Origin of the sequence: Collinsella sp. AF37-9, assembly GCF_003475115.1 — a bacterium.
Classification (GTDB): Bacteria; Actinomycetota; Coriobacteriia; order Coriobacteriales; family Coriobacteriaceae; genus Collinsella.
Map to the genome: position 1 here is coordinate 38,508 of NZ_QROQ01000003.1, position 22,620 is coordinate 61,127.

The 22,620-nt window shown below is 60.5% G+C and carries 9 protein-coding genes and 1 other RNA gene; 9 read left to right on the forward strand and 1 reads right to left on the reverse strand.

The features are described 5' to 3' along the window. Window positions 1-245 precede the first annotated feature (245 nt). Complete coding sequence (locus DW024_RS01730) at window positions 246-8,075, forward strand: Spy0128 family protein (protein WP_147352037.1); 7,830 nt, start codon at window positions 246-248, stop codon at window positions 8,073-8,075. 94 nt (window positions 8,076-8,169) lie between these two features. Then, window positions 8,170-8,265: signal recognition particle sRNA small type (gene ffs, locus DW024_RS01735), an RNA gene on the forward strand. A gap of 349 nt (window positions 8,266-8,614) precedes the next feature. Here the strand turns inward: ffs and DW024_RS01740 are convergent. Then, window positions 8,615-9,604, reverse strand: coding sequence for an LPXTG cell wall anchor domain-containing protein (locus DW024_RS01740; RefSeq protein WP_118376837.1), 990 nt, complete (start codon window positions 9,602-9,604; stop codon window positions 8,615-8,617). Window positions 9,605-9,813: 209 nt separating this feature from the next. Here DW024_RS01740 and DW024_RS01745 point away from each other — a divergent pair, with 209 nt between their 5' ends. From DW024_RS01745 to DW024_RS01775, 7 genes are all read left to right on the forward strand, one after another. Next, window positions 9,814-11,685 (forward strand): ABC transporter ATP-binding protein, encoded by a 1,872-nt coding sequence (locus DW024_RS01745; protein WP_118376838.1) that lies wholly within the window; start codon window positions 9,814-9,816, stop codon window positions 11,683-11,685. 36 nt (window positions 11,686-11,721) lie between these two features. Next, a complete protein-coding gene (locus DW024_RS01750) occupies window positions 11,722-13,545 on the forward strand; it encodes an ABC transporter ATP-binding protein (protein WP_118376866.1) in 1,824 nt (607 codons plus the stop codon). Window positions 13,546-13,666: 121 nt separating this feature from the next. After that, a complete protein-coding gene (gene bilS, locus DW024_RS01755; RefSeq protein ID WP_118376839.1) occupies window positions 13,667-14,218 on the forward strand; it encodes a flavodoxin family protein BilS in 552 nt (183 codons plus the stop codon). A gap of 839 nt (window positions 14,219-15,057) precedes the next feature. Continuing rightward, window positions 15,058-15,579 (forward strand): signal peptidase I, encoded by a 522-nt coding sequence (locus DW024_RS01760; RefSeq protein WP_255413752.1) that lies wholly within the window; start codon window positions 15,058-15,060, stop codon window positions 15,577-15,579. A gap of 70 nt (window positions 15,580-15,649) precedes the next feature. Further along, on the forward strand, window positions 15,650-16,408 hold the full coding sequence (locus DW024_RS01765) for a SipW-dependent-type signal peptide-containing protein (protein ID WP_118094324.1): 759 nt from the start codon (window positions 15,650-15,652) through the stop codon (window positions 16,406-16,408). Between the two features lie 88 nt (window positions 16,409-16,496). Next, window positions 16,497-17,144: a hypothetical protein gene (locus tag DW024_RS01770; RefSeq protein ID WP_118376841.1), complete on the forward strand. Its 648-nt coding sequence runs from the start codon at window positions 16,497-16,499 to the stop codon at window positions 17,142-17,144. A 3-nt stretch (window positions 17,145-17,147) separates the two neighbouring features. Beyond that, complete coding sequence (locus DW024_RS01775; protein ID WP_118376842.1) at window positions 17,148-22,619, forward strand: hypothetical protein; 5,472 nt, start codon at window positions 17,148-17,150, stop codon at window positions 22,617-22,619. The last annotated feature ends 1 nt before the right edge of the window (window position 22,620 follow it).

The following is a 22,620-nucleotide window of genomic DNA, read 5'->3' on the forward strand; positions in this document are numbered from 1 at the left end:
GAAGAGAAGGCGACACCAGAGGGGGAGAAGGGAATTGGAGAGGAAAGTTTTCGGCGGGGGGGGGGGGGGGGCAGAGAGTCGCTGCTCTCTGCCTTGCGCTGGTTCTCGGCTTCGGATGTTTATCCGTTGGCGCGACGGCCGGTGTCGCATATGCGGCCACGGAATCGCGGACTGCGTATACTGCGGAGGAGTTTGAGATCACCCAGGACGGCGTGACCTATTCGTGCGAGACCACGGATAAGGGCATGGCGGAAATCACAGGTATTGTTGCCGACGACAGTGTGACCGCGGTGAGTGTGCCCAGCTCCATCGAGCATGGTGGCCAGACCTACAAAGTCACCAAACTTTATTTCTCGTCTGGTATCGTGGCCAAGAACGTTGAGCAGCTGACGCTTCCCGACACGCTCGAAAAAATGTACGGAGGGAATTTCCGGAGGTTCGCAAAGGTCAAGGAGCTCCATATCCCTGGCTCCATCAAGAACTTCGCTTGCTCGCTGCAAAACGCTGGCTCGCTCGAAAAGCTCTATTTCGATGAGGGCGTCGAGGAGATTAGCGCCAACATGATGGTCTATGGCTGCAGCAACCTTTCGGAGATCGATCTCCCCTCAACCCTCAAAATGATTTCGGGCTCGGGCGCCTTCGAGGGGGCTACGGCCCTCACAAGCATCGAGTTTCCAAAAGATGTCGCCTTCTCCGACACCATAACGGGCGTGTTCGAAGACTGCACGTCTCTGACAAGCGTGTCGTTGCCCGCTTCGGTTACCAAGATCCCCTCGCACATGTTTGACGGATGCACCTCTCTCACGTCCGTCACCGCGCTGAGCGAAATCGAGTCCATCGGGGATGGGGCGTTTCGGAATTGCTCGAGTTTAACCGGGATCGATTTCCCGGGCACATTGACGAGCATCGGATCCTCTGCTTTCCAGGGGTGTGCCAGCCTGGTGAGCGTGCCCAATCTAAGCAAGGTAACAAAGATGGGCTGGGGGGCGTTTTACGAGTGCAAAAAACTGCAGGCGTCCGTGGATCTGTCCTCGCTTCAGAACATTCCGGACAATGCGTTCTGCTACACGCCGGTTAAGATCGTGGGGCTCTGCGACAGCCTGAGAAGTATCGGTGACTGGGCCTTTATCCAGAGCAACGTTGCCGTCCAGCTCCCCAGGACACTTGAGAAAATTGGCAACTACGCCTTCTATTACGGCACGTTGCCGGAGCAGTTTTCCATTCCGGATTCCGTGACTTCCGTTGGCACGGCAGCCTTCTCGGGCGTAGATGGCGTGAAGGATGTGACGATCGGGCGCGGCCTCACCAAAATACCCTCGGGTATGTTTGACGGCAGCACGGTTCAAAAGATCACAATCGAAAACAGCATGGACGACATCACCGGCTCGGAGAACCTCCCGTTCTTTGGCGTCGATATCGTCTACACGCGCGAGTCCATCGATGACGGCGTCGGCGATACCGTGAGCAATGACAGCACCAAGACCCTTCAGGATCTGGTCAACGAGGCCCCCGATGGCAAGGAAACCGTCATCACCCTGAAAAAGCACGTGAAGCTCGGCTCCACGCTCACGATTCCTGCCGGGAAGATGATTAAGATCACGTCGGATAAGCCCTATACCATCTTGGCAAAGAAAAGTGGCGTCTCTGTATTGGTCAATGTTGCCGAGAGGGCGTCCCTCGAGCTGTCAGGGAAAGCGTCCCTGAGAGGCCGTTACAACAAGGGCGCCATTATTTCTAGCAGGGGAGCAGTTGTGCTCTCTGACGAGGCCGTCGTGTACGACGGCACCACGAGCAGTGATAACGCGGGCGCCGTCGACGTGTCGGGAGAAAATGCCTCGCTTACCATGACGGGCGGCGTTATCGAGCAGTGCGAGCTGCGCCATTCGTATTGCGGTGCCGTTCGCGCGTCCAGTGGCGCTCATGTAGTTATGAGGGGTGGCGTTATCCGTAACAACGGAGTCGTTACCGGGGCCACCAATTGCTATTGGCTTACATCTTCTGGCGTCATTTTGTGGGGCGATGCTCGCTTTGACATGAGCGGAGGCCGCATCGAGGGCAACAACGGTTATCGAGGCAGTGCGGTGCTTGCGTACGGCCAGGGTAAGGGCGAAAACCAAAGAGCCAAGTTCACGATGACTGGTGGCCAGATTTCCGGCAACAGGAGCAGTAGGCTGGAGGCGGCCTACGATCCTTCCGGAGCAGTTCATATTGAGGGCAACGCCGAGTTCACCATGACGGGTGGAGAGATTAAGAACAACGTTGTGTCTGGCAAGGGCAAAGGCAAAGGCGGCGGAGTGTGTGTGGTTGACCCGGGCTGCCAGGGCGGCGAAAAGGGGAATACTGCTTTCACCATGCAGGGCGGATCCATATCTGGCAACTCCGCTTCCGCCGGCGGAGGCGTCTATACCTATTCGAATGACGTCACGCTCAGCGCGGGCGAGATCAAGGGCAATACTGCTTGGAGCATGGGTGGCGGCGTGTATAGCGAAGGCAACGAGTATCTTGGCTATAGTACGCTCCATATCGAAAACGCTCTCGTTGTTGATAACCATGCGGATAAACAGGGCGGCGGCATGTGGTTCTGCCCGACCGGAGATGCCAAGGTCTACGTCCAGGACGGCGGCCTGATCGCCAGGAACACGGCTGGTGAGGCGGGAGACGACTTTGTCTTCACCGGCTTCAAAGACGCCAAATACAAACTGACCTTGGCCAACCGCGCTCCGGGCGGCGGAAAGGTCAGCTGGTACAGAGACGGTGGGCTGTTTAACCCCGAAGGCACTTATGCGGCAACAAACCCCGAAATCCCGCGATTCTCGCCCGGTGGTGACAACGGCGAGCCCCTGTCCTTTACCGACGCCACGCCGAACGTCGCGCTTAAATCTGTGATGAGCGAGGATGCGTATAACCTCGGCGGCGGTCAGACGTCGCTGACGATCTCTGGCAATATGGCGCCGTTGGGAGGCGGCATCGGCGCCAACGGCGGTGTCGTCATCGGTAAGTCCGAGAATATCGACATTCCCATTAAAAAGGTCTGGGAGAACCCCAGGATTCCCCATCCTGATGAGGTCAAAGTAAATCTCAAGAACGGCGATACCGTCATCGATTCGATCACCCTGAGCGAGTCCAACGGCTGGAAGGGCTCCTTCGAGGGCCTGCCCAAGTACTCCGAGTCCGGCGCCGTGATCGACTACACCGTGGCCGAGGACCCCGTCGAGGGCTACAGCTCCAAGGTCACCGGCGACGCCGAGCGCGGCTTCACCGTGACCAACGCCTCCACGGCCAAGGTCTCGGTGCCCGTCGAGAAGAAGTGGGTCGGCCCGGCGGCCGAGAAGGCCACCGTGCGCCTGCTCGCCGACGGAAAGGACGCCGGCGAGTCGATCGAGCTGTCAAAGTCCAACGGCTGGAAGGGCTCCTTCGAGGGCCTGCCCAAGTACTCCGAGTCCGGCGCCGTGATCGACTACACCGTGGCCGAGGACCCCGTCGAGGGCTACAGCTCCAAGGTCACCGGCGACGCCGAGCGCGGCTTCACCGTGACCAACGCCTCCACGGCCAAGGTCTCGGTGCCCGTCGAGAAGAAGTGGGTCGGCCCGGCGGCCGAGAAGGCCACCGTGCGCCTGCTCGCCGACGGAAAGGACGCCGGCGAGTCGATCGAGCTGTCAAAGTCCAATAGCTGGAAGGGCTCCTTCGAGGGCCTGGCCAAGTACTCCGAGTCCGGCGCCGTGATCGACTACACCGTGGCCGAGGACCCCGTCGAGGGCTACAGCTCCAAGGTCTCCGGCGACGCCGAGCGCGGCTTCACCGTGACCAACGCCGTGAAGACGGGCGAGCTCGACGTCTCCAAGACCGTCGCGGCGCGCGAGGGCCTGGCGGTCGACGCGGGCAAGATATTTAAGTTTGTGGTTGAGGCCACCGATGCCGCGGGCCGCAAAGTATCCGGCGCCTACGGTGACGCGACGTTCGAGGACGGCAAGGCGACCCTCAAGCTCAAAGATGGCCAGACGGCGAGGATCACGGGGCTGCCCGCGGGAACCGCCTACACGGTGACCGAACGTGCCGCCGATGGCTACAAAGCCGCGGTGAACGGAGTCGAGGGATCTAGGGCTGATGGCTCCATCTCGGCCGATCAGGTCGCCTCCGCTGCCTTCACCAACACCTTCGACCCCGCCCCCGCCACGGCGTCCGTCCCCGAGCTCACCAAGGTGCTCGCAGGAGGCCGCAAGCCCGGCCTCCAGGAGGGGGAGTTCACCTTCGAGCTCTCCCTCACCGACGGTGCGGGCAATGTCCTCGAGGGCTACCCAATCGAGGCGAAGAATGACAAGGACGGCAAGGTTTCCTTTGGCGAGCTCAGCTTCACCAATCCGGGCACCTACCACGCGACCGTGACCGAGAAAGCAAGCGGCGATGTCCTGATTGAGGACGACGCGCATGCCTACACCTTCGACATCGCGGTGACTCAGACCGGTGCCGGCCTTAAGGCCGAGATCTCCAACGAGCGGGGCAAGAAGACCTTCACCAACACCTTCACGCCGCACGACAACACCAAGACCGTCACCAAGGCGAACGCCTCGGGCGCCAAGGTCGATGTGGATGGCAAGCCGGTGGGCGTGGGCGATATCCTCACCTATACCATCGGCTGGGCCAATAACAGCGTCGACGACAGGGGCGCCGCGCAGGCGGCCGACGTGACGGTGACCGATGTCCTGCCCAAGGGCGTTAACTATGTTGAGGGTTCTGCCGACGGTGCCGCCTACGACGCCGCGACGCGCACCCTTACCTGGTCGCTCGGCGAGCAGGCTGCGGGCGCCACGGGCACGCTCAGCTTTGACGTGAAGGTCTCCGCCGAAGCCGCCGTGGTCGACGACATCTCCAACACCGCCACGGTCAAGGTGGGGGAGAACGAATCCCAGACCAACACGACCCACAACAGCGTGTCCCGCGAGGGCAGCCTCACCGTCAAGAAGACGGTCGTCGGCGGCGACAGCCAGCGCGAGTTCGGCTTCACGGTCGCGCTGGCCGACGGGGACGGCGAGCCCGTCTCCGGCACCTTCGGCAAGGGCGAGCACGCCGTGACGTTCGCGGACGGCAAGGCGAACTTCACGCTTAAGGATGGCGGGGAGAAGATCATCTCCGGCCTACCCGTGGGCGCGCACTATACCGTGACCGAGGATGCCGCCGAGGGCTACGCGACCACGGCCGAGGGGGCCGAGGGCACCGTGACCGAGGCAGGCGCGACTGCAGCGTTCACCAACACGTACGGAACGGCCACCGAGGGCAGGGACGTCTCCACCGCGGGACTCTTCACCAAGACGCTCGAGGGCCGCGACTGGGCGGAGGGCGATAGCTTTCAGTTCGCGCTCACGGGCGAGGGCGGCGCTCCCATGCCCGATGGCTCTGCCGACGGCTCCAAGACCGTCAGTGTGACGGCCGCCGCCGGCACCAAGGCGGGCGATAGGGTCGCCTTCGGCTTCGGCCCCATCCGCTACATGCTCGACGACATCAAGGACGCCGAGTTTGCCGAGGTCGGCGGCAAGCGCGTGCGCGCCAAGACCTTCACCTACACGGTGCGCGAGGTCAGGCCCGATGACGGCTCCGCCATCGCCGGCGTGGCCTACGACGACCACGTCGCCACGATGACGGTGACCGTGACCGACGACGGCTCCGGCAACCTCACGGCCACGACGCCCGCGATCGCGGAGGTGAGCGGCGGCGACTTCGTCAACACCTACACGACCGAGCTCGACTACTCGGCCCGCGCGGGAGTGCGCCTGTCCAAGACGCTCTCCGGCCGCGCCATGGAGGCGGGGCAGTTCGCCTTCACCGTGACCGCGGACGCTGAGACGGCCGCCAAGCTCGGCCTCAAGACCGACAAGGACGCCTACGCCGTGGCCGCGGCTGACGATGGGAAGGCCGACCTGGTCGACCTCATCGGCGCTGCTTCGGGCAGCGATGTGAAGTTCACCGACGCCGACGCGGGCAAGACCTACAGCTTCACCGTCACCGAGACCAAGCTCGGCGGCGAGGGCTACACCAACGACACCGTGCCGCGCACGGTGACCATCGCGCCCGCCTACGATACCGCGACGGGCAAGCTCATGGTCACGACCACGGTTGCCAAGGACGGCGTCGAGGTCGCCCGCAGCGAGGTCTCCACGGCAGATGACGCCATGGCGACGCCCGCGCCCGTGACGGTCGCGTTCCAGAACTCCTACGAGGCCACCGGAACGCTCGGCGGCGAGGGCGGCGCGGTTATCAACGCCACCAAGACGCTGGCGGGCCGCGCCGCGGCGGCGGGCGAGTTCTCGTTCTCCGTCCGCGATGCCCAGGGCGACGTGGTCGCGACTGCGGCCAACCAGGCCTCCGGCGACGGCGAGGCCGCGGGGCTCGCGTTCTCGCCCATCGCCTACACCACCGACTCGCTTAAGCAGATGGTGGCGGACGGTACCGCCACCAAGGCCGCCGATGGCTCCTGGGTCATTCCCTATACCGTTTCCGAGGACGGCACGGACCGGCTGCCCGCGGGCGTGACGGCGGCCGTGTCGAGCTTCGGCATTACGGTCAAGGTGACCGATAACGGCAAGGGCGGGCTGGATGTGGTCGTGGTCTATCCCGAGGGATCCGACGGCACGCTGTCGTTTGTGAACGGCTATAGCGCCGGCGAGGCGACGGTCGACATCGCGGGCACCAAGACGCTGGCGCTCCGCCAGGCCGGACTCGGCCTCACGCAGGCCGACATCGCGGGCAGGTACACCTTTAAGATCGAGCCGCTGGACGGCGCGCCCGCACCGGTCGACGCCTCCGGCAAGACGGTGACCGAGGCGACCAACGACGCCGCCGGCAACGTCGAGCTGGGCCACGTCACGTTCAGGCAGCCGAGCGACCTCGATGGCGTCGAGATCGACGGCGACGGCCTGCGCACCAAGACGTTTGCCTACCGGGTGAGCGAGTCCGGTTCGGTCGACGGCGTGGTCAATGACCCGACGGCAACCAGGACCTTCATGGTCAGGGTGGTCGAGGACACCGCCGCGGGCACGCTTGTCGCGACGGTCCTGCCCGCAGAGGGCACGCCCGAGGGCAGGGGCGCGTTCGAGTTCACCAACACCTACGGCGTGAACCCGACGCCGAGCTCCGTCACCGACCAGATCAAGGTGAGCAAGAAGCTCAAGGGCCGTGACCTGGCCGAGGGCGAGTTCGAGTTCCAGCTGGTCGAGCTTGTCGCCGACGGCAGCGAGAGCGTCGCGGCGACGGGCAAGAACGCCGCCGACGGCACGGTCGCGCTCAGCCCCGTTACCTACACCGCGCCCGGCGCGCACAGCTACGAGCTGCGCGAGGTCGCCGGCACGGCGGGCGGCGTGACATATGACAGGGCGACGTACCGCGTGCGCACGACGGTCACCGATGCCGGCAACGGCACGCTCGCCGTCAAACACGAGCTCATGGATGCCGAGGGCAATGCCGCGAACGACACCTCGGTGACCTTCACCAACGGCTACCAGGCCGCACCCGTCACCCTCAAGCTGGGCGCCGCCAAGGTGCTCAAGGGCGCCGAGCTCAAGGCGGGCCAGTTTAGCTTTGAGCTCAAGGGCCGGGACGGCAAGGTCATGTCGACCGCCAAGAATGCCGCCGACGGCAGCGTCGCGTTCGATGCGCTGACCTTCAAGCGGGCCGGCACCTACACCTTCACGGTGAGCGAGGTCGACGACGGCCAGGCGCACGTGACCTACGACAAGGCGGTGCACAAGGTCGTCGTCACGGTGAGCGACGAGGCGGCAGACGGCACCAAGACGGGCTACCTGTCGGCGAAGGTCTCCTACGAGGGCGACGCCAACACGCCGCCAATCTTCACCAACAGCTACGCCGAGAATCCCGGGACCCCCGAGAACCCCGGCACGCCGGGCGGTGGCTCGGACGGCGGTTCAGATAACGGCTCCGGCAGCGGCGCTAGCGGCGACGGCTCCAAGGGCGGCATGCCCGACACCGGCGACCGCAGCTTGCCGGCGGCCGCGCTCGCGGTCATGGCCGGCACCGGCGCGCTGGCCGCCGCGGGCGGCGCGGTCCTGTACCGCAGGCGCCGCTAGCGATATGGACGAGTGGGGCGAATCCATCCGATGGGTTCGCCCCACTTGCCGTGGCGGGCGGGAGCAGGTAAGATATACCGAGCGCCTAGCGCGTTCGATGGGTTCGGATGACGACATGTTCCGAATCTGGTCAGGTCCGGAAGGAAGCAGCCATAAGGAGCCTCTGTCGGGCATCCGAATCCATCGAGCGCACGGGCGCTTTTTTGGTGCCGCGATGCGGTCCCGGTGCCGGCGGGCTGTTTGGTGTCTCGCTGGTCCTCGGCTTTGCCTGCGGGATCGCTCGACTACCAAACAGCCCGCCGGCACCGGGACCACTTCGTCCAAAAATCACCCGTAAAGGCGCGTTAGCCTAATTAAATCTATCCCTTAAGGAATACTGCTCGTTGGCGTTGTTTGGAGTGCGGTGGCGATGTACTTCAAGAGACGGCGGCATTACCATTTGTTTTTACAAGCAAAGAGGTCCGTTTCCCTAGGTTGGGGAAACGGACCTCTTTTTGTCTCTGGGCTTGTGGATTGGTGAAGGCAGAATGCTCTGGCAGCTACTTTGAGTTCTTGATGCGGCGTACACCCGCGGTGGCTATTCCGAACCCTGCGGCGGCGATTCCTGCGAGTGTGATTGCGCTCGGCGCTGCGTCGCCCGTGTTCGCGAGCTTGCCGGCGGTCGTATCTGCTTGCTTGGTGGAGCTCGATGGAGCGTATTTGCCGGTCGCGGGCGAGCTGGCGGGCTGTGCCGTTTCGGCCGGCTGCGCTGAGCTGGAGGGTTTTGTCGTATCGGCGGGTTTCGTTATCTCGGGCGAGGTGGACTTGTCTGCCGCGGCCTTTGCCTCTTCGTATGCCTTGCAGGCGTCGTCATAGGCCGCTTGCGCCTTTTCCAAATCGCCGAGGAGCGCATCTCGCTTGGCTATGTCCTCATCGATGTGGGCTTTGGCTTCCTCCGCCTCACTTTCGGAATCCTGAACCTGTCTTTCCTGGCTTTCGAGCCGGCGTCGGTAGGAGTGAAGATCATCTTCACAAGATTTCTCTCGCCTTTCTGCCGACATGATCTCACGTCGCAACTGCTTAATATGCTCTTTAGTAGCTGTGCTGGGCTCCTCGTTGCCGAGTGCTTCAAGTGCCTTATCTAATTCTGCCTGAAGGCCGCTTGTCCGGCTGTGGGCCTCATCGTATTTGGCTTGGGCTGCATCGACGTTCGCTTGCATGGCGGGAAGGCGTTCCCTCCGTTTGGCGGCTTCCGCCGCCACCATGTCGTAGATCTCTTGAAAAGCGGCAATGTCATCATCGATTGCCGCAAGTTTCTCGGGACTTGCGGCAACTTTTGCGGCCTCGAGGTTTTTGAGCGCTTCCTGCATGGCTGCATACGCTTTTTCTTTTGCGGTGGCCGCATCTTCCGCCTGCAAGGCAACTGCACCGGTGGGGGAACTGGTTTCCGCCGCGATCGCCGTTGCGGGGGCGATTCCCGCGACAAGTGCCGCGGAAAGGGCGATGCCCACGGTTGCGCGTCTTGCACTTCTTGCGAGAATGTCGTTCATCTCGGCACCTCATTTCAAGGGTCGGCGACTAACTTGGTAGCACTAATGTAAGTATACCAAGCGATTGGCCCGCCACTGGCTGGGTGTGCGCGTATGCTCCTCTGAAAACTGAATCCCGTTAGAAATGACGAGTTGTTTACGCTTCTTTTGGGGTGGCGGTACTATCATGGTTCGAATTGAATGTGGATGATGATAGGGAGCGCCTATACATGATTGAGTTGCTCAGGCGTTTTGGTGGTAAGTTTCGCCGATATATGGTGATCGGCCCTGCGTGCAAGTTGATCGAAGTGATCTTTGACCTGCTGACGCCGCTGGTGATTGCCCAGATGATCGATAAGGGCATTGGCTCGCACGACGTGGACGCCGTCGTCCACTACGGCATGGTGCTTGCCGCCATGGCCGTGATCGGCATCTCGTTTACGCTCGTCTGCCAAAAGATGGCGGCGCTCACCTCGCAGGGCATGGGTACTGACATTCGCGGCGCACTCTACCAGCACATCAACAAGCTGAGCTATGCCGAACTCGATCGCTTTGGCACGCCGTCGCTCATCACGCGTATCACCAACGATGTCAACCAGGTGCAGCTTGCCGTGGCGCTGGGCGTGCGCATGCTCATCCGCTGGCCCTTCTTGGCGGTGGGCTCTATGTGCGCGGCCCTTGCCATCGACCTTAAGCTCGGCATGATCTTTTTGATTTGCACGCCCGCCATCGGCCTGGTGTTTTGGTTTGTCATGGCGCGCTGCATTCCCTACTACAAGCAGCTGCAGGCAAAGCTCGACCGCATCGCGCTTATCTGCCGCGAGGGGCTTTCGGGCGCCCGCGTTGTTCGCGCCTTTGTGCGTGAGGACCACGAGCGCGAGCGTTTTGCCCAAGCCGCCGATGACCAGGCCAATACCGCCATCGCGGTGGGCAAGCTCTCGTCGATCCTTAACCCCGTTACGTTTTTGGTGATGAACCTGGGCGTGTGCGCCATCCTGTGGGTGGGCGGCATCCAGGTCAACGTGGGCGAGCTTACGCAGGGCCAGGTCATGGCGTTTGTGAACTACATGACGCAGACCCTGACCTCCATCGTGTACGTCGCCAACCTGGTCGTGGTCTTTACCAAGGCGAGCGCGAGTGCTTCGCGTATCAACGAGGTGCTCAACTGCGTGCCGAGCATCACCGACGAGGGCAACGAGCCGGTCGCACTGCCCGAGCCGAGCGCGATGGGCAACGCTGTTCCGGTTCCCGCGTTGAGCTTGAGTCATGCGAGCTTCTCCTTTGGCGCTGGCGCTGCCAACGCCGTCAACGATGTGACCCTGGAGCTCCCGCTGGGCAAGACGCTTGGCATTATTGGCGGTACGGGCAGCGGCAAGTCCACGCTCGTCTCGCTTATCCCGCGCCTGTACGATGCGGGCACCGGCAGTGTGAGCGTGATGGGCGCCGACGTGCGCACCTGGCCGCTCGATCAGCTGCGCCATGTGGTCGCGACCGTTCCGCAGCGAGCGTCGCTGGTGAGCGGCACCATCCGCAGCAACCTGACCTGGCGTGACGAGTCGGCGACCGACGAGGAGCTCTGGGCGGCGCTCGACATGGCGCAGGCGAGCGAGTTCGTGCGCAACAAGCCCCAAGCCCTGGATGCCCCGGTCGAGGCGGGCGGCAAGAACTTTAGCGGCGGTCAGCGCCAGCGCCTGACTATCGCGCGCGCCTTAGTGGGCTCGCCGCAGGTTCTGATCATGGACGATTCTGCCTCGGCGCTCGACTTTAAGACCGACGCGGCGCTTCGCCACGCCATCCGCGAGCGCAGCGTGCGCGGTGCCGCCGAGGGCGGGCTGCCGCTCACGACCGTCATCGTGAGCCAGCGCGTTTCGACCGTGCGCGACGCCGACATGATCTGCGTGCTCGATCACGGTTCGGTCGCGGGCCTGGGCACGCACGATGAGCTGTACGCGACCTGCCAGCTCTATCGCGAGATTTGCCAGTCGCAGCTGCGCCGCGAGGAGCTCGAGGGCCAGCAGGGGAGCACGACGCCCACGCCCACCCCAAGACTCGCGTCCGCTCCGACCGCCCCCGCATCCGTCTGCGCAAAGGAGGGCTGCTAAGTGAATCCGTACACTTCCTCCGGTTCGGTCGCCACGATGACGGCCAACGTGTCCGGCAACGATAACCTCAACGACCTGGGTGACGGTCCGCGCCAGCCCGGCGACCCCGAGCGCTATCCCGCCGGTGCGGTGACTCGCCGCCTGCTGGGCTATGTTCGTCCGCACCGCGTCTCGTTTGCAGCGTCGTTTGTGAGTGCCGCCGTCTCGGTGATCCTGCAGCTCTACACGCCCATCCTCATTGGCGAGGGCATCGACCTGATCGTTGCCGCGGGCCAGGTGGACTTCGATGCGCTGCTGCCGCTCGTTACCAAACTCGCGCTCGTCGTGGTGGGAGCAGCGTCCTTCCAGTGGCTGCAGGGCTATTGCGTCAACCGCCTGTCCTACGAAACGGTGCGTGACATGCGCGTGGAGGCAAGTGACAAGCTCAGCCGCATGCCGCTCAGCTTTATCGACAGCCATGCCCACGGCGACCTTATGAGCCGCGTGGTCAATGACGTCGACCAGGTGGGCGACGGTCTGCTGCAGGGCTTCACGCAGCTTTTCACCGGCGTTATCACCATCGTGGGCACGCTCGCGTTTATGCTCTCCATTAACCTGGCCATGACGCTCGTGGTGGTGCTCGTCACGCCGCTTTCCATCTTTGCGGCCGGCGCCATCGCCAAGCTTTCCAACAAGAGCTTTACGGCGCAGCAGCGTATTCAAGGGCAGCTCGGTGGTCATATCGAGGAGTACGTAGGCGAGCAAAAGCTTGTCGACGCCTTTGCCTATGGTCCCAACGCCCAGCAGCGCTTCGATGCCCTCAACGCCGAGCTGTATACGGCAGGTGAGCGCGCGCAGTTTATGGGCTCGCTTTCTAACCCCGGCACGCGCTTTATCAATAACATCATCTACGCTGTGGTCGCCGTGATCGGCTGCGCGGGCGTGATCACGGGCGTGCCGGCGGCGCTCACGGTGGGCGGCGTGCAGATCTTCCTGTCCTACGCCAACCAGTACACCAAGCCGTTCAACGAGGTCACGAACGTCATCACGCAGATCCAGATCGCGTACGCCTCGGCGCGCCGCATGTTCGCGTTGCTTGATGCGCGCGAGCAGGAGCCCGACGCGGCGGATGCCGTGGAGCTTGTCGCCCCGCAGGGCGAGGTGACCTTTGAACACGTGGACTTTAGCTATGTGCCCGACCGCAAGCTGCTGCAGGATATCTGCATCGAGGCCAAACCCGGTACGCGCTTTGCCCTCGTCGGTCCCACGGGCTGTGGCAAGACGACGCTCATCAATCTGCTGCTGCGCTTTTACGATATCGATGCTGGGCGCATCGCGGTCGATGGTCGCTCCTCGCGTGACTACACGCGCGCGAGCCTGCGCTGCGCCTTTGGCATGGTGCTGCAGGACACCTGGCTGTTCGAGGGCACGGTGGCCGAAAACATTGCCTACGGTTGCCCCGATGCCACGCGCGAGCAGATTGTCGAGGCCGCCAAGCGCGCACGCGCGCACAAGTTTATCGTGCAGCTGCCAGGCGGCTACGATACGGTGATCGGCGAGGACGGCGGCACGTTTAGCCAGGGTCAAAAACAGCTGCTGTGCATCGCGCGCGTCATGCTTACCAACCCAGCTATCTTGCTGCTGGACGAGGCCACCTCGAGTATCGATACCCGCACCGAGCTGCAGGTGCAGGCGGCATTTGACGAGCTCATGGCCGGTCGCACCAGCTTTGTGGTGGCGCATCGCCTGTCAACGATCCGCAACGCCGACTGCATTCTGGTCATGCGCGACGGCCAGATTATCGAGCACGGCACGCATGACGAGCTGCTAGCGGCAGGCGGCTTCTATGCCGAGCTTTATCGTAGCCAGTTTGCCCAGTAGGGCCCAGTAGGGGCTGCCGATTAGCGGCAGATGGTTTACATCTGCGTCGATAGTACTAAGATATGCTTTTAATAAATTGCATTAGTGGCTATAGTTTTGGGGGAAACGAGGTAACGTGACTATGACGTGCGCTTTGGTGGTCAACAGCAAGAGCGGTAATACCAGGATGGTTTCGGGCGCGATCAAGCGCGCTCTGCAGGCTGCGGGCGTTGAGTTTGTCCATGCCGCGGCGTTGAGCGACGATGCGGATGCAGGTCAGGTTGCGCTCGAGGCGCAGGGCGCCTGCGCGGCCGACACGGTGCTCGTCGGTTTTTGGTGTGACAAGGGCGCGTGCACGCCTTCGGTCGCGGCGTTGCTCTCCGCCTTGCACGGTAAGCGCGTCTTCCTGTTTGGCACCTGCGGTTTTGGCGCCGACCAGAGCTACTATCAGCAGATTATTGATCGCGTAACTTCCAATTTGGCTGGGGATGCCGAGCTTGCGGGCTGGGCGATGTGCCAGGGCAAGATGGGCCCCGCGGTCAAGCAGCGCTACGAGGCCATGCTCGAGCAAGATCCCGACAACGCCCGATTTAAGATGCTGCTCGACAACTGGGTTGCCGCGAAGGACCATCCCACCAAGGAAGATCTGGACCATATGGCGGTGGCGGCCAAAAAGGCCGTGCTGGGCGAGTAGGCGTGTCGCCTCGCGCTCGAGATAACACAAACGTGAAAGCCTCGAAATTCTCGAGGCTTTTTTCGTGACACGAGGGCGCCCCTTTATTGATGGAAGGCCTAATAAGCTGATTGTTCTATGCCCGGATGTGTGCGGAGTGGGATGGGATTTCCGGATGGGTGGGGTTGCGGAAGCTGCGTCCCGGAATTTGCCTTTGGAATGGGATGCGGTTTCCCGTTGAGGGGCTCTGTGGAAACCGCATCCCAGTTTTCGGCCGAGAAATGGGATGCCGTTTCCGGTTGAGGGCCTTGGCGGAAAGTGCGACCCGGAATTTGTGATCGAAGCGGGATACGGCTTCCCAACGGGGCCACAAGCGGAAGCTGCATCCCACTCCGGACGTGAATTCTGGGACACGGTTCTCAGAGGATTATGGGCTGCGAACTACATGGGGCTGTCATAAAACTCCGGCAAAGGGGGGTCGGAAATAAATGACACTTCCAGTAGTTTATTTTAATGTGGGGGGGGGTACCATTATTTTAGTTTCGCAAAAAAATAATCCCTCTATGGGGAAGTTGCGTAGGGGGTTAGTCACAGATATTGGATAAAGCAGACCAATTTGGGGATAAATGACCACTTACGCCAAAATTAGTAGCATTTAGCGACAAAACATTGAAAAATGTGTAGCACATCGCTATGTTTTTATTACGAAAAGATTCCAAATTGGCTTATTTCGGACTCACTTTTCAAGCGCCTTGCGGTTCCTGTTGAAACTTGCTAACCTTTGGATGGGTCGAATAGGGCCTCAAGGGGGATGAATTATCACTTTGGCTGCGCGTAGACTCAAACGATTTATTGCACTTTTGAGTAGCTTGGCGTTCGCGCTTGTCATAGCCCTTGCCGTTGTTTCTTTTGTGCCTCGCGCATTTGGATACACACCCTTTGCTGTGCTTTCGGGCTCTATGGAGCCCGAGTTTCCCGTCGGCTCCATGGTGTTTGTTCGCCAGGTTGAGCCAGTGGATATTGCCGTGGGTGACAATGCAACCTTTTACCGATCGGACGGTGCCGTGGTGACGCACCAGGTGTACGAGATCGACCCTGTGGCGCAGATGATCGGCACGCAGGGAATTGCGAACAAAAATGCAGACGGAAGCATCATGCACGATGCCGAGCAGACGCCTTTTTCGAGTGTTATCGGCACTGTTTCCTTTTGTGTCCCTTACCTGGGCTTCGTCAACGCATATTGCACGACGATGCCCGGTTTGCTTGTTGTGGTGGCCGTTCTGGCGCTGCTGATCGCGGCGTCGATAGTGCTCGATCGGATGGTTCCCGACGAGCCTGCGGGCAAGCATACCCGCGTGCATGCGAGGGAGCGGCGTTCATAGCGGCAGGGAAAAGCGTCGGCGGCGGTAGGGGCCGTTGCCGGGGAAAACGATTCTCGAAAGGAAGAGAACGATGGAAAACAAGAAGAAAAAGCGCTACGGCATCATTGCCGCCCTGTTGCTGTTGGTGCTGGCCGCCGGCGTGGGAACGTATGCATGGCTGACGGCGCAGGAGCACATTGACAACGTGTTCACGGTGGGTAGCTTTGGCCACCCGGAAAACAAGCCTGATCCGACCGATCCCGAGAAACCGGACCCCGATAATCCGAACACTGAAAAGGCCTACCTGTTCGAGACCCAGTGGGTTGCCAACTCCAAGATGGTTCCTGGCGCCACTGTGGCCAAGAACCCCAATGTCGGCATCAAGGCTGGCTCTGATGATGCATACGTATTCATTTACGTAAAGAATGCCATCGTCAAGCCTGGCACCAGCCTTGAAAAGACCCCGTACTTTACGCTCAAAAATACGAATTGGAAGCCCGTTGAGGGTCAAGTCAAGACCAACCAATCTGACAACTCTGGCAACCAGTACGTGAGCGGTCTGTTTATGTACTCCAAGAACCCTGCCGCAGAGAACCTGCCTGCAAAGCTCGAAGCCAACAAAGCAGCGCAGGACGTTTATACCGATGAGCTTTTCACTGCCGTGACGATTCCCTCTGCCATGAACAACACCGATGTTGTCGAGACTACTACTGACCCGAAACAGGCTCCCACGATGACGGTCTCTGCCTACATCTTTGGCGCGGGCCAGAATGGCACCGAGCAGGGTGAAAATGCTGACGCGCAGAATGCCCTTAAGCAGGCCAAGGAATGGGCTAAGACTCAGGCTTAATCCCCCCCACCGAGATCCCGGCTCGCTCCCCATCCCCATTTTCGGGCTGGGATCTCGGTCCCCCTTTGATTGACGACTGGCGAACGTAATGCTCAATAATCTTTCCGACAATCAGAAACGCACCTTGGCGCTTGCCGCGATGGCGCTGTTGGCCCTGGCGTGCCTGTGCGGCACGCTGGCTTTTACCGTTGATATGGTTCCGGCGAACAACGTTCTATCGTTTGGCAGCGTGAAGGTACGAGTCTGCGAATACACCCTCAACGAGCAGGGCGAGGAGATTCCGTTTGAGCCCAACGAGCACGGGGACTATCCCGACACCAAGGCTGGGGGCTCTGACATCAGCCGCATAGTGCGCGTGGAGAACGTCGGCGCGCAGCCTGAGTACGTTCGCGCGCGTCTGCGCATGACGTCGGTGGCGCCCGACGGTTCGAGCGCGGACGCCTCGGGCAACGTTGCCTTTAACGTGAACGCGGGCGAGGGGTCCCCGTGGATCGATGGCGGCGATGGGTGGTACTACTACCGCGGATTGGCTGGGCGTGGCGGCATGCTCGACCCCGGCGCCATGACGGAGAGCCTCATGGATTCGCTGCGCTTTGTGGGCGACTACAACGAGGCCGCGCGCGGTGGCTCATTCAAACTCGATATCGACGTTCAGGCCGTGCAGGCCAAAAATCAGCAGGCAAACGATACCGTCCTCGACGTGCTTGACGTCGTGGGTTGGCCGGAGGCGAACTAGCCCATGAAGATTAAGATCGTGAACCGAGGCGTGCTCGGCAGGCTGGTTGCCGTGGCGGCGATCGCCTTTTGCTGCGTTATGGTGCTGCCGGCGGCAGTGCATGCCGAGGATGTGCCCGAGGCCAAAACCGAATTCCACATCAAAAACGAGGCTGACTTTTTGGCGTACGTGGCGCTGTCGCGCGAGCGCGATACGTCCGGCTGGCACGTTTATCTCGATAACGATATCGTGCTTAATGATGACGACATGAAGACCATTGTCTCGCACACCGTTAAGCATCTGTCGTTTGGCAACAAGGAGCATCCGTTTAAGGGCGTGTTCGATGGTCAAAACCACACCGTTGAGGGCCTGAACTACGATAAAGACGCTTTTGACCCCGAGCGCGATACGGGATTTTTTGCCGAGACCAACGGTGCCACCATCAAAAACTTCCTGGTCAAGGACGCCAACGTGTGGGCGGACTTCCGCGGTGGCATTATCGTGGGCAAGGCCGTCAATACGCGCTTCGAAAACGTTATGGTCATGGAGAGCACGCTGCACGTGACCTGCGCCAACAATGCTCTCAACCTCATTACCAACGCAGGCTTTGAGGGCGGTCTCATCGTCGGCGAGCTCGACGGCTGCACCCTCTACAACTGCGAGGTCCGTGGCGGCCGTGCCGTCAACAATGCGACCTCGGGCGTGCAGGCGCTCGGCGGTGAGGGTCTGTATATGGCGGCGTTTGCCGGCTACGTTACAAATTCGACGATTGAGTACTGCCGCGTGACGCCGACGCGTAAGGACGACGGCTCGATTGCCGAGAAGGGCATGACCGACGTCACCAATAAGTACGACGTGGCCATTGGCGCCCTGGGCGGCAACAACGTGTATGCCTCGGGTTTTGTGGGCTGTATGGCGGGTGACGCCAAGATTATCGACTGCTTCTCGACGGCGCAGTGCTACAGCTATGCCGCGTCGTACGTGGGCGTCGTCGCCGTGACGCGCGCGTGGACGGGTGGCTTGGCGGGTCGTATTCTAACCGAAAAGGGCAACGAGCTCGTCCGAAGCCATTTTGCGGGTGACTTGAGCTCGCGTCAGTATAATCCCATCGCCGTGATCCCCATCATTCAAAACGATGTGAACCTGGGCGGTATTGCTGCGCGCGCCAACAAGGGTGACGCCACGGTTACCGAATGCTACTTTAAGCCGAGCGTGAGCCTAAACGGCAGCAGCCAGGGCAACCCTGCCAAAAAGAAAATCCCCTCGTTTGGCGGCGACGGCATCATCAAGGGCGATGGCTATGGTCCGTGGGATGACGAACGCTACACCACGCGCGAGCTGTGGGAAGAGCACGACTACGACTTCTGTGCCGGCACCATGCGCTCGACCGCTAACGACAAGGCCCTGGGTGCCCCGCACCCCAATGAGTGGGCGATGGATTACAAGCTGAAAATTCCCGTGCATGGCCAAAGCGTTAAGGCGACGATCGATTTTCCCGGTGCGGGCACCGCGACAATCGAGAAGACCAAACTTGGCAAAGACCAGGCGACCTCGGATCCGTACGCCTTTGCCGTGAGCGCCGTGCTGGCGGGAACGGCCCAAGGCCTGGCCCAGGGCGATACATCGGTAACGTTTAAGCAGGATACCTCCGCAAAGCCAGAGGGTTTGACCGAGGCCAACGGCGGCTACCGCTTTATGGGCTGGTTCCGTGAGCCCGGAGTCAATGTGAACCGTATCGATGCCGATAACGCCTGGTTTAACGGCAAGACCGATGCCGATGCCGTTAAGGCTGGCAAGCAGGTCCAGAAGAACGAAGCGCACGAGATAACGTCGAGCTATACCGCCGATAACGCGAAGGGGGCCGAGGCCTTTAAGGGCAACGACCTGTTTATTGCTTCGTACGAGGCGCAGGTACTGTTCTATAACGTCAAGGGCGAGACGCTCGCGTGGCAGAGCGGCGAGGAGCACGACAAGTCGACGGACTGGTACCGCTATGGCGTCGGTTTAACGCCGGCTGCCCCTGCGGACCGCGGCACTCTTTCTGCCAGCGCCACCTTTATCGGTTGGACGACGCAGCCGAGTGGCGAGGCCGGGATGCATGGCGGTTACGCGGCCATCACCTCGCCTGAGCTTGCCGAGTTAAAAAACGCCGGTGCGTTCTATCCTGCCGGCACCGAGATCACTGTGCTTGGCCCTACCGATTTTTATCCGGTGTACACCGACTATGTGTCGAACATCATGACGGTGTTTGAGGGCAATGAGCAGGATGCAACCGACGATCAGACTCGGCGCGACGGTGTGGGCAAAACTGACGTTAAGGTTGAGACTGCAGAAGATGGCACAAGCGCGTATACCGTACAGGTGCTCGACGTATCCGGTAAAGCTATATCCGAGGAGGGCCAGCTGCCCGACGGCTATCGTTTCCTGGGTTGGTATGAAAACAAGGGAACCGAGGATGCCCCGCTCGAGGTGCGCGTAAGCCGCGACCCCAGCTATACGCTCCCCGCCGATGTCGATTTAACCGCGCCGCATACCTACATCGCCCGCTTTGAGTACCGAGTGGATTATTACGTTCGGGCTTATACCAACCATGAGTTTACGGACAGCAAGCTACTTTGTTCCGTTTGGAATCGCTATCAAACGCCCTTTGAGGAAAACGTCGGTAGTACCTTCGTGCGTGAAAACGTCGTCCACTGGGGCCCGGAGCATGTTGACCACGGTATAAAGGATAGTTATGAAACGTGTGGCACGCGCTTCACGAAGGAAACCCTTGTCGTGAGTCCCCTTAACGCGTACTCGCACAACGTTAAAAACGATACGGGAGCCGATACTCTAAAAAACCTCTATGCCGATACCGATTTTCCAGGCGCTGCAACGCTAAGCGATACTTGGACTTCGGCTTCGCTGAACGTAACGGTCAAACCGGTGAATGATCGCTATCGCCTGAATTTCTGGACGCTTGAGCGCGATGGTGAATATTGGACATATGTGAAAAATCCCATCGAGAGCATGGTGCGTACAGATAAGAAGTACTACGTTCGCGCGATGATTACCACGGACGTTAATTTCTACAACAAGGGCGATAATGTCGTGAGGACTGCCACGCGGCGCTATGAGAGTAACTTGCTGCAGACCAAGGTGAACGGGGCGGATCCGACGTTCACGTATTACTACCCGCATGTTAATAAGTCGGTTAAAGTGGCCGAAAAGCCAGAAGATGGTGAGAAGGGATCGTATGAGAGCCCCCTGACCCTCGAAGCTTCCCCGACCGATGCCGACATGGCCGTGCCGGGCTATAAGTTCCTGGGCTGGATTTCGACCGCCGAGGTTCAGAAGGATTCTGACGTCTGGAAGTATATCTACGACGTCGCCGGCGACTCCTATGTGACGAGTGATCCGGATAAGGCAGAGCCGTATCTGGCGACCGACGAGTCCAAGGTCACCCAGTGGCAGGATGCCTATCCCGTCTACGCAAAGTACGACGTCAGCTACACCACCAACCTGCATCGCGCAGGTTTTGAGGGTACGGACAAGGTCAATGTGCCTAGCTACAACATCGCTCCCGTTATCAACGCGGACACCAATCCTGCTACGGCAACGGTGACCCCTGACGTTACGACGCTGGTTTATAAAGCAGGCGGTGAGCTGTATAAGTTGCAGAAGGTTGAGATCGAGCTTCCGAACGGCGAGATCAAGACGCTTCCCTACGATGTGGAGCATGGTACTTGCTCTTATCCGGTGGAACCTGGCGGAGCCTATACATTCGTGGCGTACTATTCGCCGTTGGCGGTTGTGTACCACCTCAATGCCACGGATGTGGACGGCAAAGTTGCTCAGCAAGACGATATGCTCGGCAACCTTAATGGCGGCATCCCGAAGCCTACTTATGACGTCAGCACTATCGATGCGGATACAGGCAAGTTCAACGTCTTCGTGGGCTGGACGGAAGCCGAGCCGGCACCTGGCAAGGGCTATGTCGCTTGGTCAGAGGGCATCCGTATGGTGAGTGCTTCTACCGTGGTCAAGGCCCCCATGGAGCTGTACCCGGTCTACCGTCCCAACCTGGTTACCGTTCAATCGAACATTGACTCTAAACTTGCGAATCCCGATCTTGTCCGTAGCCTCGGCCGCACTGATTCCGGCGACCAGATTTCTCTTGAGGTCAAGGCCGCCGAGGAGGTTGAGGGCACTGACGGCACCAAGTACGACTTTGTCGGCTGGTCGCGCGATTATGTCAATGACGGGCAGTACACCCTGATGACTGACGATGAGAAGTATCCCCTCGAGGGCAGCGAGCCCTTTGAGAGCGTGACCTACACTGCGGTGTACAAGAAGACGCCGCTTAAAGTGCGCTATCACGACACCGAAGGCAACGTCATCTACACCGCTACGGTAGACCCGAACGATACGAGTGTTCTGCGTGGCCAGGATGGCAATGCCGGCTTTGTTCAGACAGTTAAGGTGCCCAAGATGGACGAGAACGGCAACCCGGTCTATGACGACAAGGGTGAACCCGTCATGGAGCCAAAGGAAGTGGCCTACGATCCCGAAGCCTACTCCGCAATCGTCGCATTCCTGGGCGAGCGAGCGGATAGCAGCTTGAAGGAGTTGTTCTTGGAGTGGCAGTGGGTTAATGGCGACAAAGCTGTGGCGTGGAGCGACTTCAAGGGTAAACCGGTTACAGCCAACATGGATTTGTATCCGGTGACGTATAAGGTCGTCGCTAACGACACATCGGACGATGCGAGCCCTAAGAATGTGACCGGGCAGCTCAAGTGGTTGCTTGATCCCAATGCCGCGAACACGATAGATGACAAGAGCGATAAGGCGCCGTTCAAGGCTTGCTTTGCAAAGCCCTTCATGGGCACGCAACTGACGGTGCACGTTGACCGCGTGGGCTATGGTCTTCCTGGCCAGACTCCTGCGCCTGTCAACGGGAAGTATGTCTCGCTTTACAGTTCGGGTTCAGGCGAGGGCTCGTTTGAGCTGACGAATCGTTTGGACTACAAGCTCACGGGCGACGGCACTCAGAGCGATGGCAATGCGGTGTTCGATTTCGCCGCTACGCATACGCTCAAGATCGTCAAGCAAACCCAGGATAGCTGGGCGAAGGGCAAGACGTTCCGCTTCAAGGTTTCCCGGGCCGACATGGACGGCAACGCCTTGGATGAGCGCACGGTTGAGGTAACGGTGTCATCGGATGCGCAGCTGAAGGACGGTTCCGCCTGGTACTCCGGCGCTATCGAGCTTGCGGTCCCGGCGGGTATCTACACCGTCGAGGAGGACTCAGCGTGGGCATGGCGCTACAGCAGCCAAATCGGTGTCCCTGGCAAGCAGCCGGGCGATAAGGCGCAGGCGACTATCTCCGCTGCATCGAGCGCGAACGATGCCACGTTCACCTGCACGAACACGCGTGTGGAAGACAAATGGATCGACGGCAGCGATTGTGCCCATAACGTTTGGAGCAACGGCAACGTAGCAAAGAAGGAGGACTAGC

Coding starts and splice junctions, on each gene's coding strand:
- DW024_RS01730 (WP_147352037.1), top strand. CDS start 246: ATGGCGGAAATCACAGGTATTGTTGCCGACGACAGTGTGACCGCGGTG.
- DW024_RS01740 (WP_118376837.1), bottom strand. CDS start 9,604: ATGAACGACATTCTCGCAAGAAGTGCAAGACGCGCAACCGTGGGCATC.
- DW024_RS01745 (WP_118376838.1), top strand. CDS start 9,814: ATGATTGAGTTGCTCAGGCGTTTTGGTGGTAAGTTTCGCCGATATATG.
- DW024_RS01750 (WP_118376866.1), top strand. CDS start 11,722: ATGACGGCCAACGTGTCCGGCAACGATAACCTCAACGACCTGGGTGAC.
- bilS (WP_118376839.1), top strand. CDS start 13,667: ATGACGTGCGCTTTGGTGGTCAACAGCAAGAGCGGTAATACCAGGATG.
- DW024_RS01765 (WP_118094324.1), top strand. CDS start 15,650: ATGGAAAACAAGAAGAAAAAGCGCTACGGCATCATTGCCGCCCTGTTG.
- DW024_RS01770 (WP_118376841.1), top strand. CDS start 16,497: ATGCTCAATAATCTTTCCGACAATCAGAAACGCACCTTGGCGCTTGCC.
- DW024_RS01775 (WP_118376842.1), top strand. CDS start 17,148: ATGAAGATTAAGATCGTGAACCGAGGCGTGCTCGGCAGGCTGGTTGCC.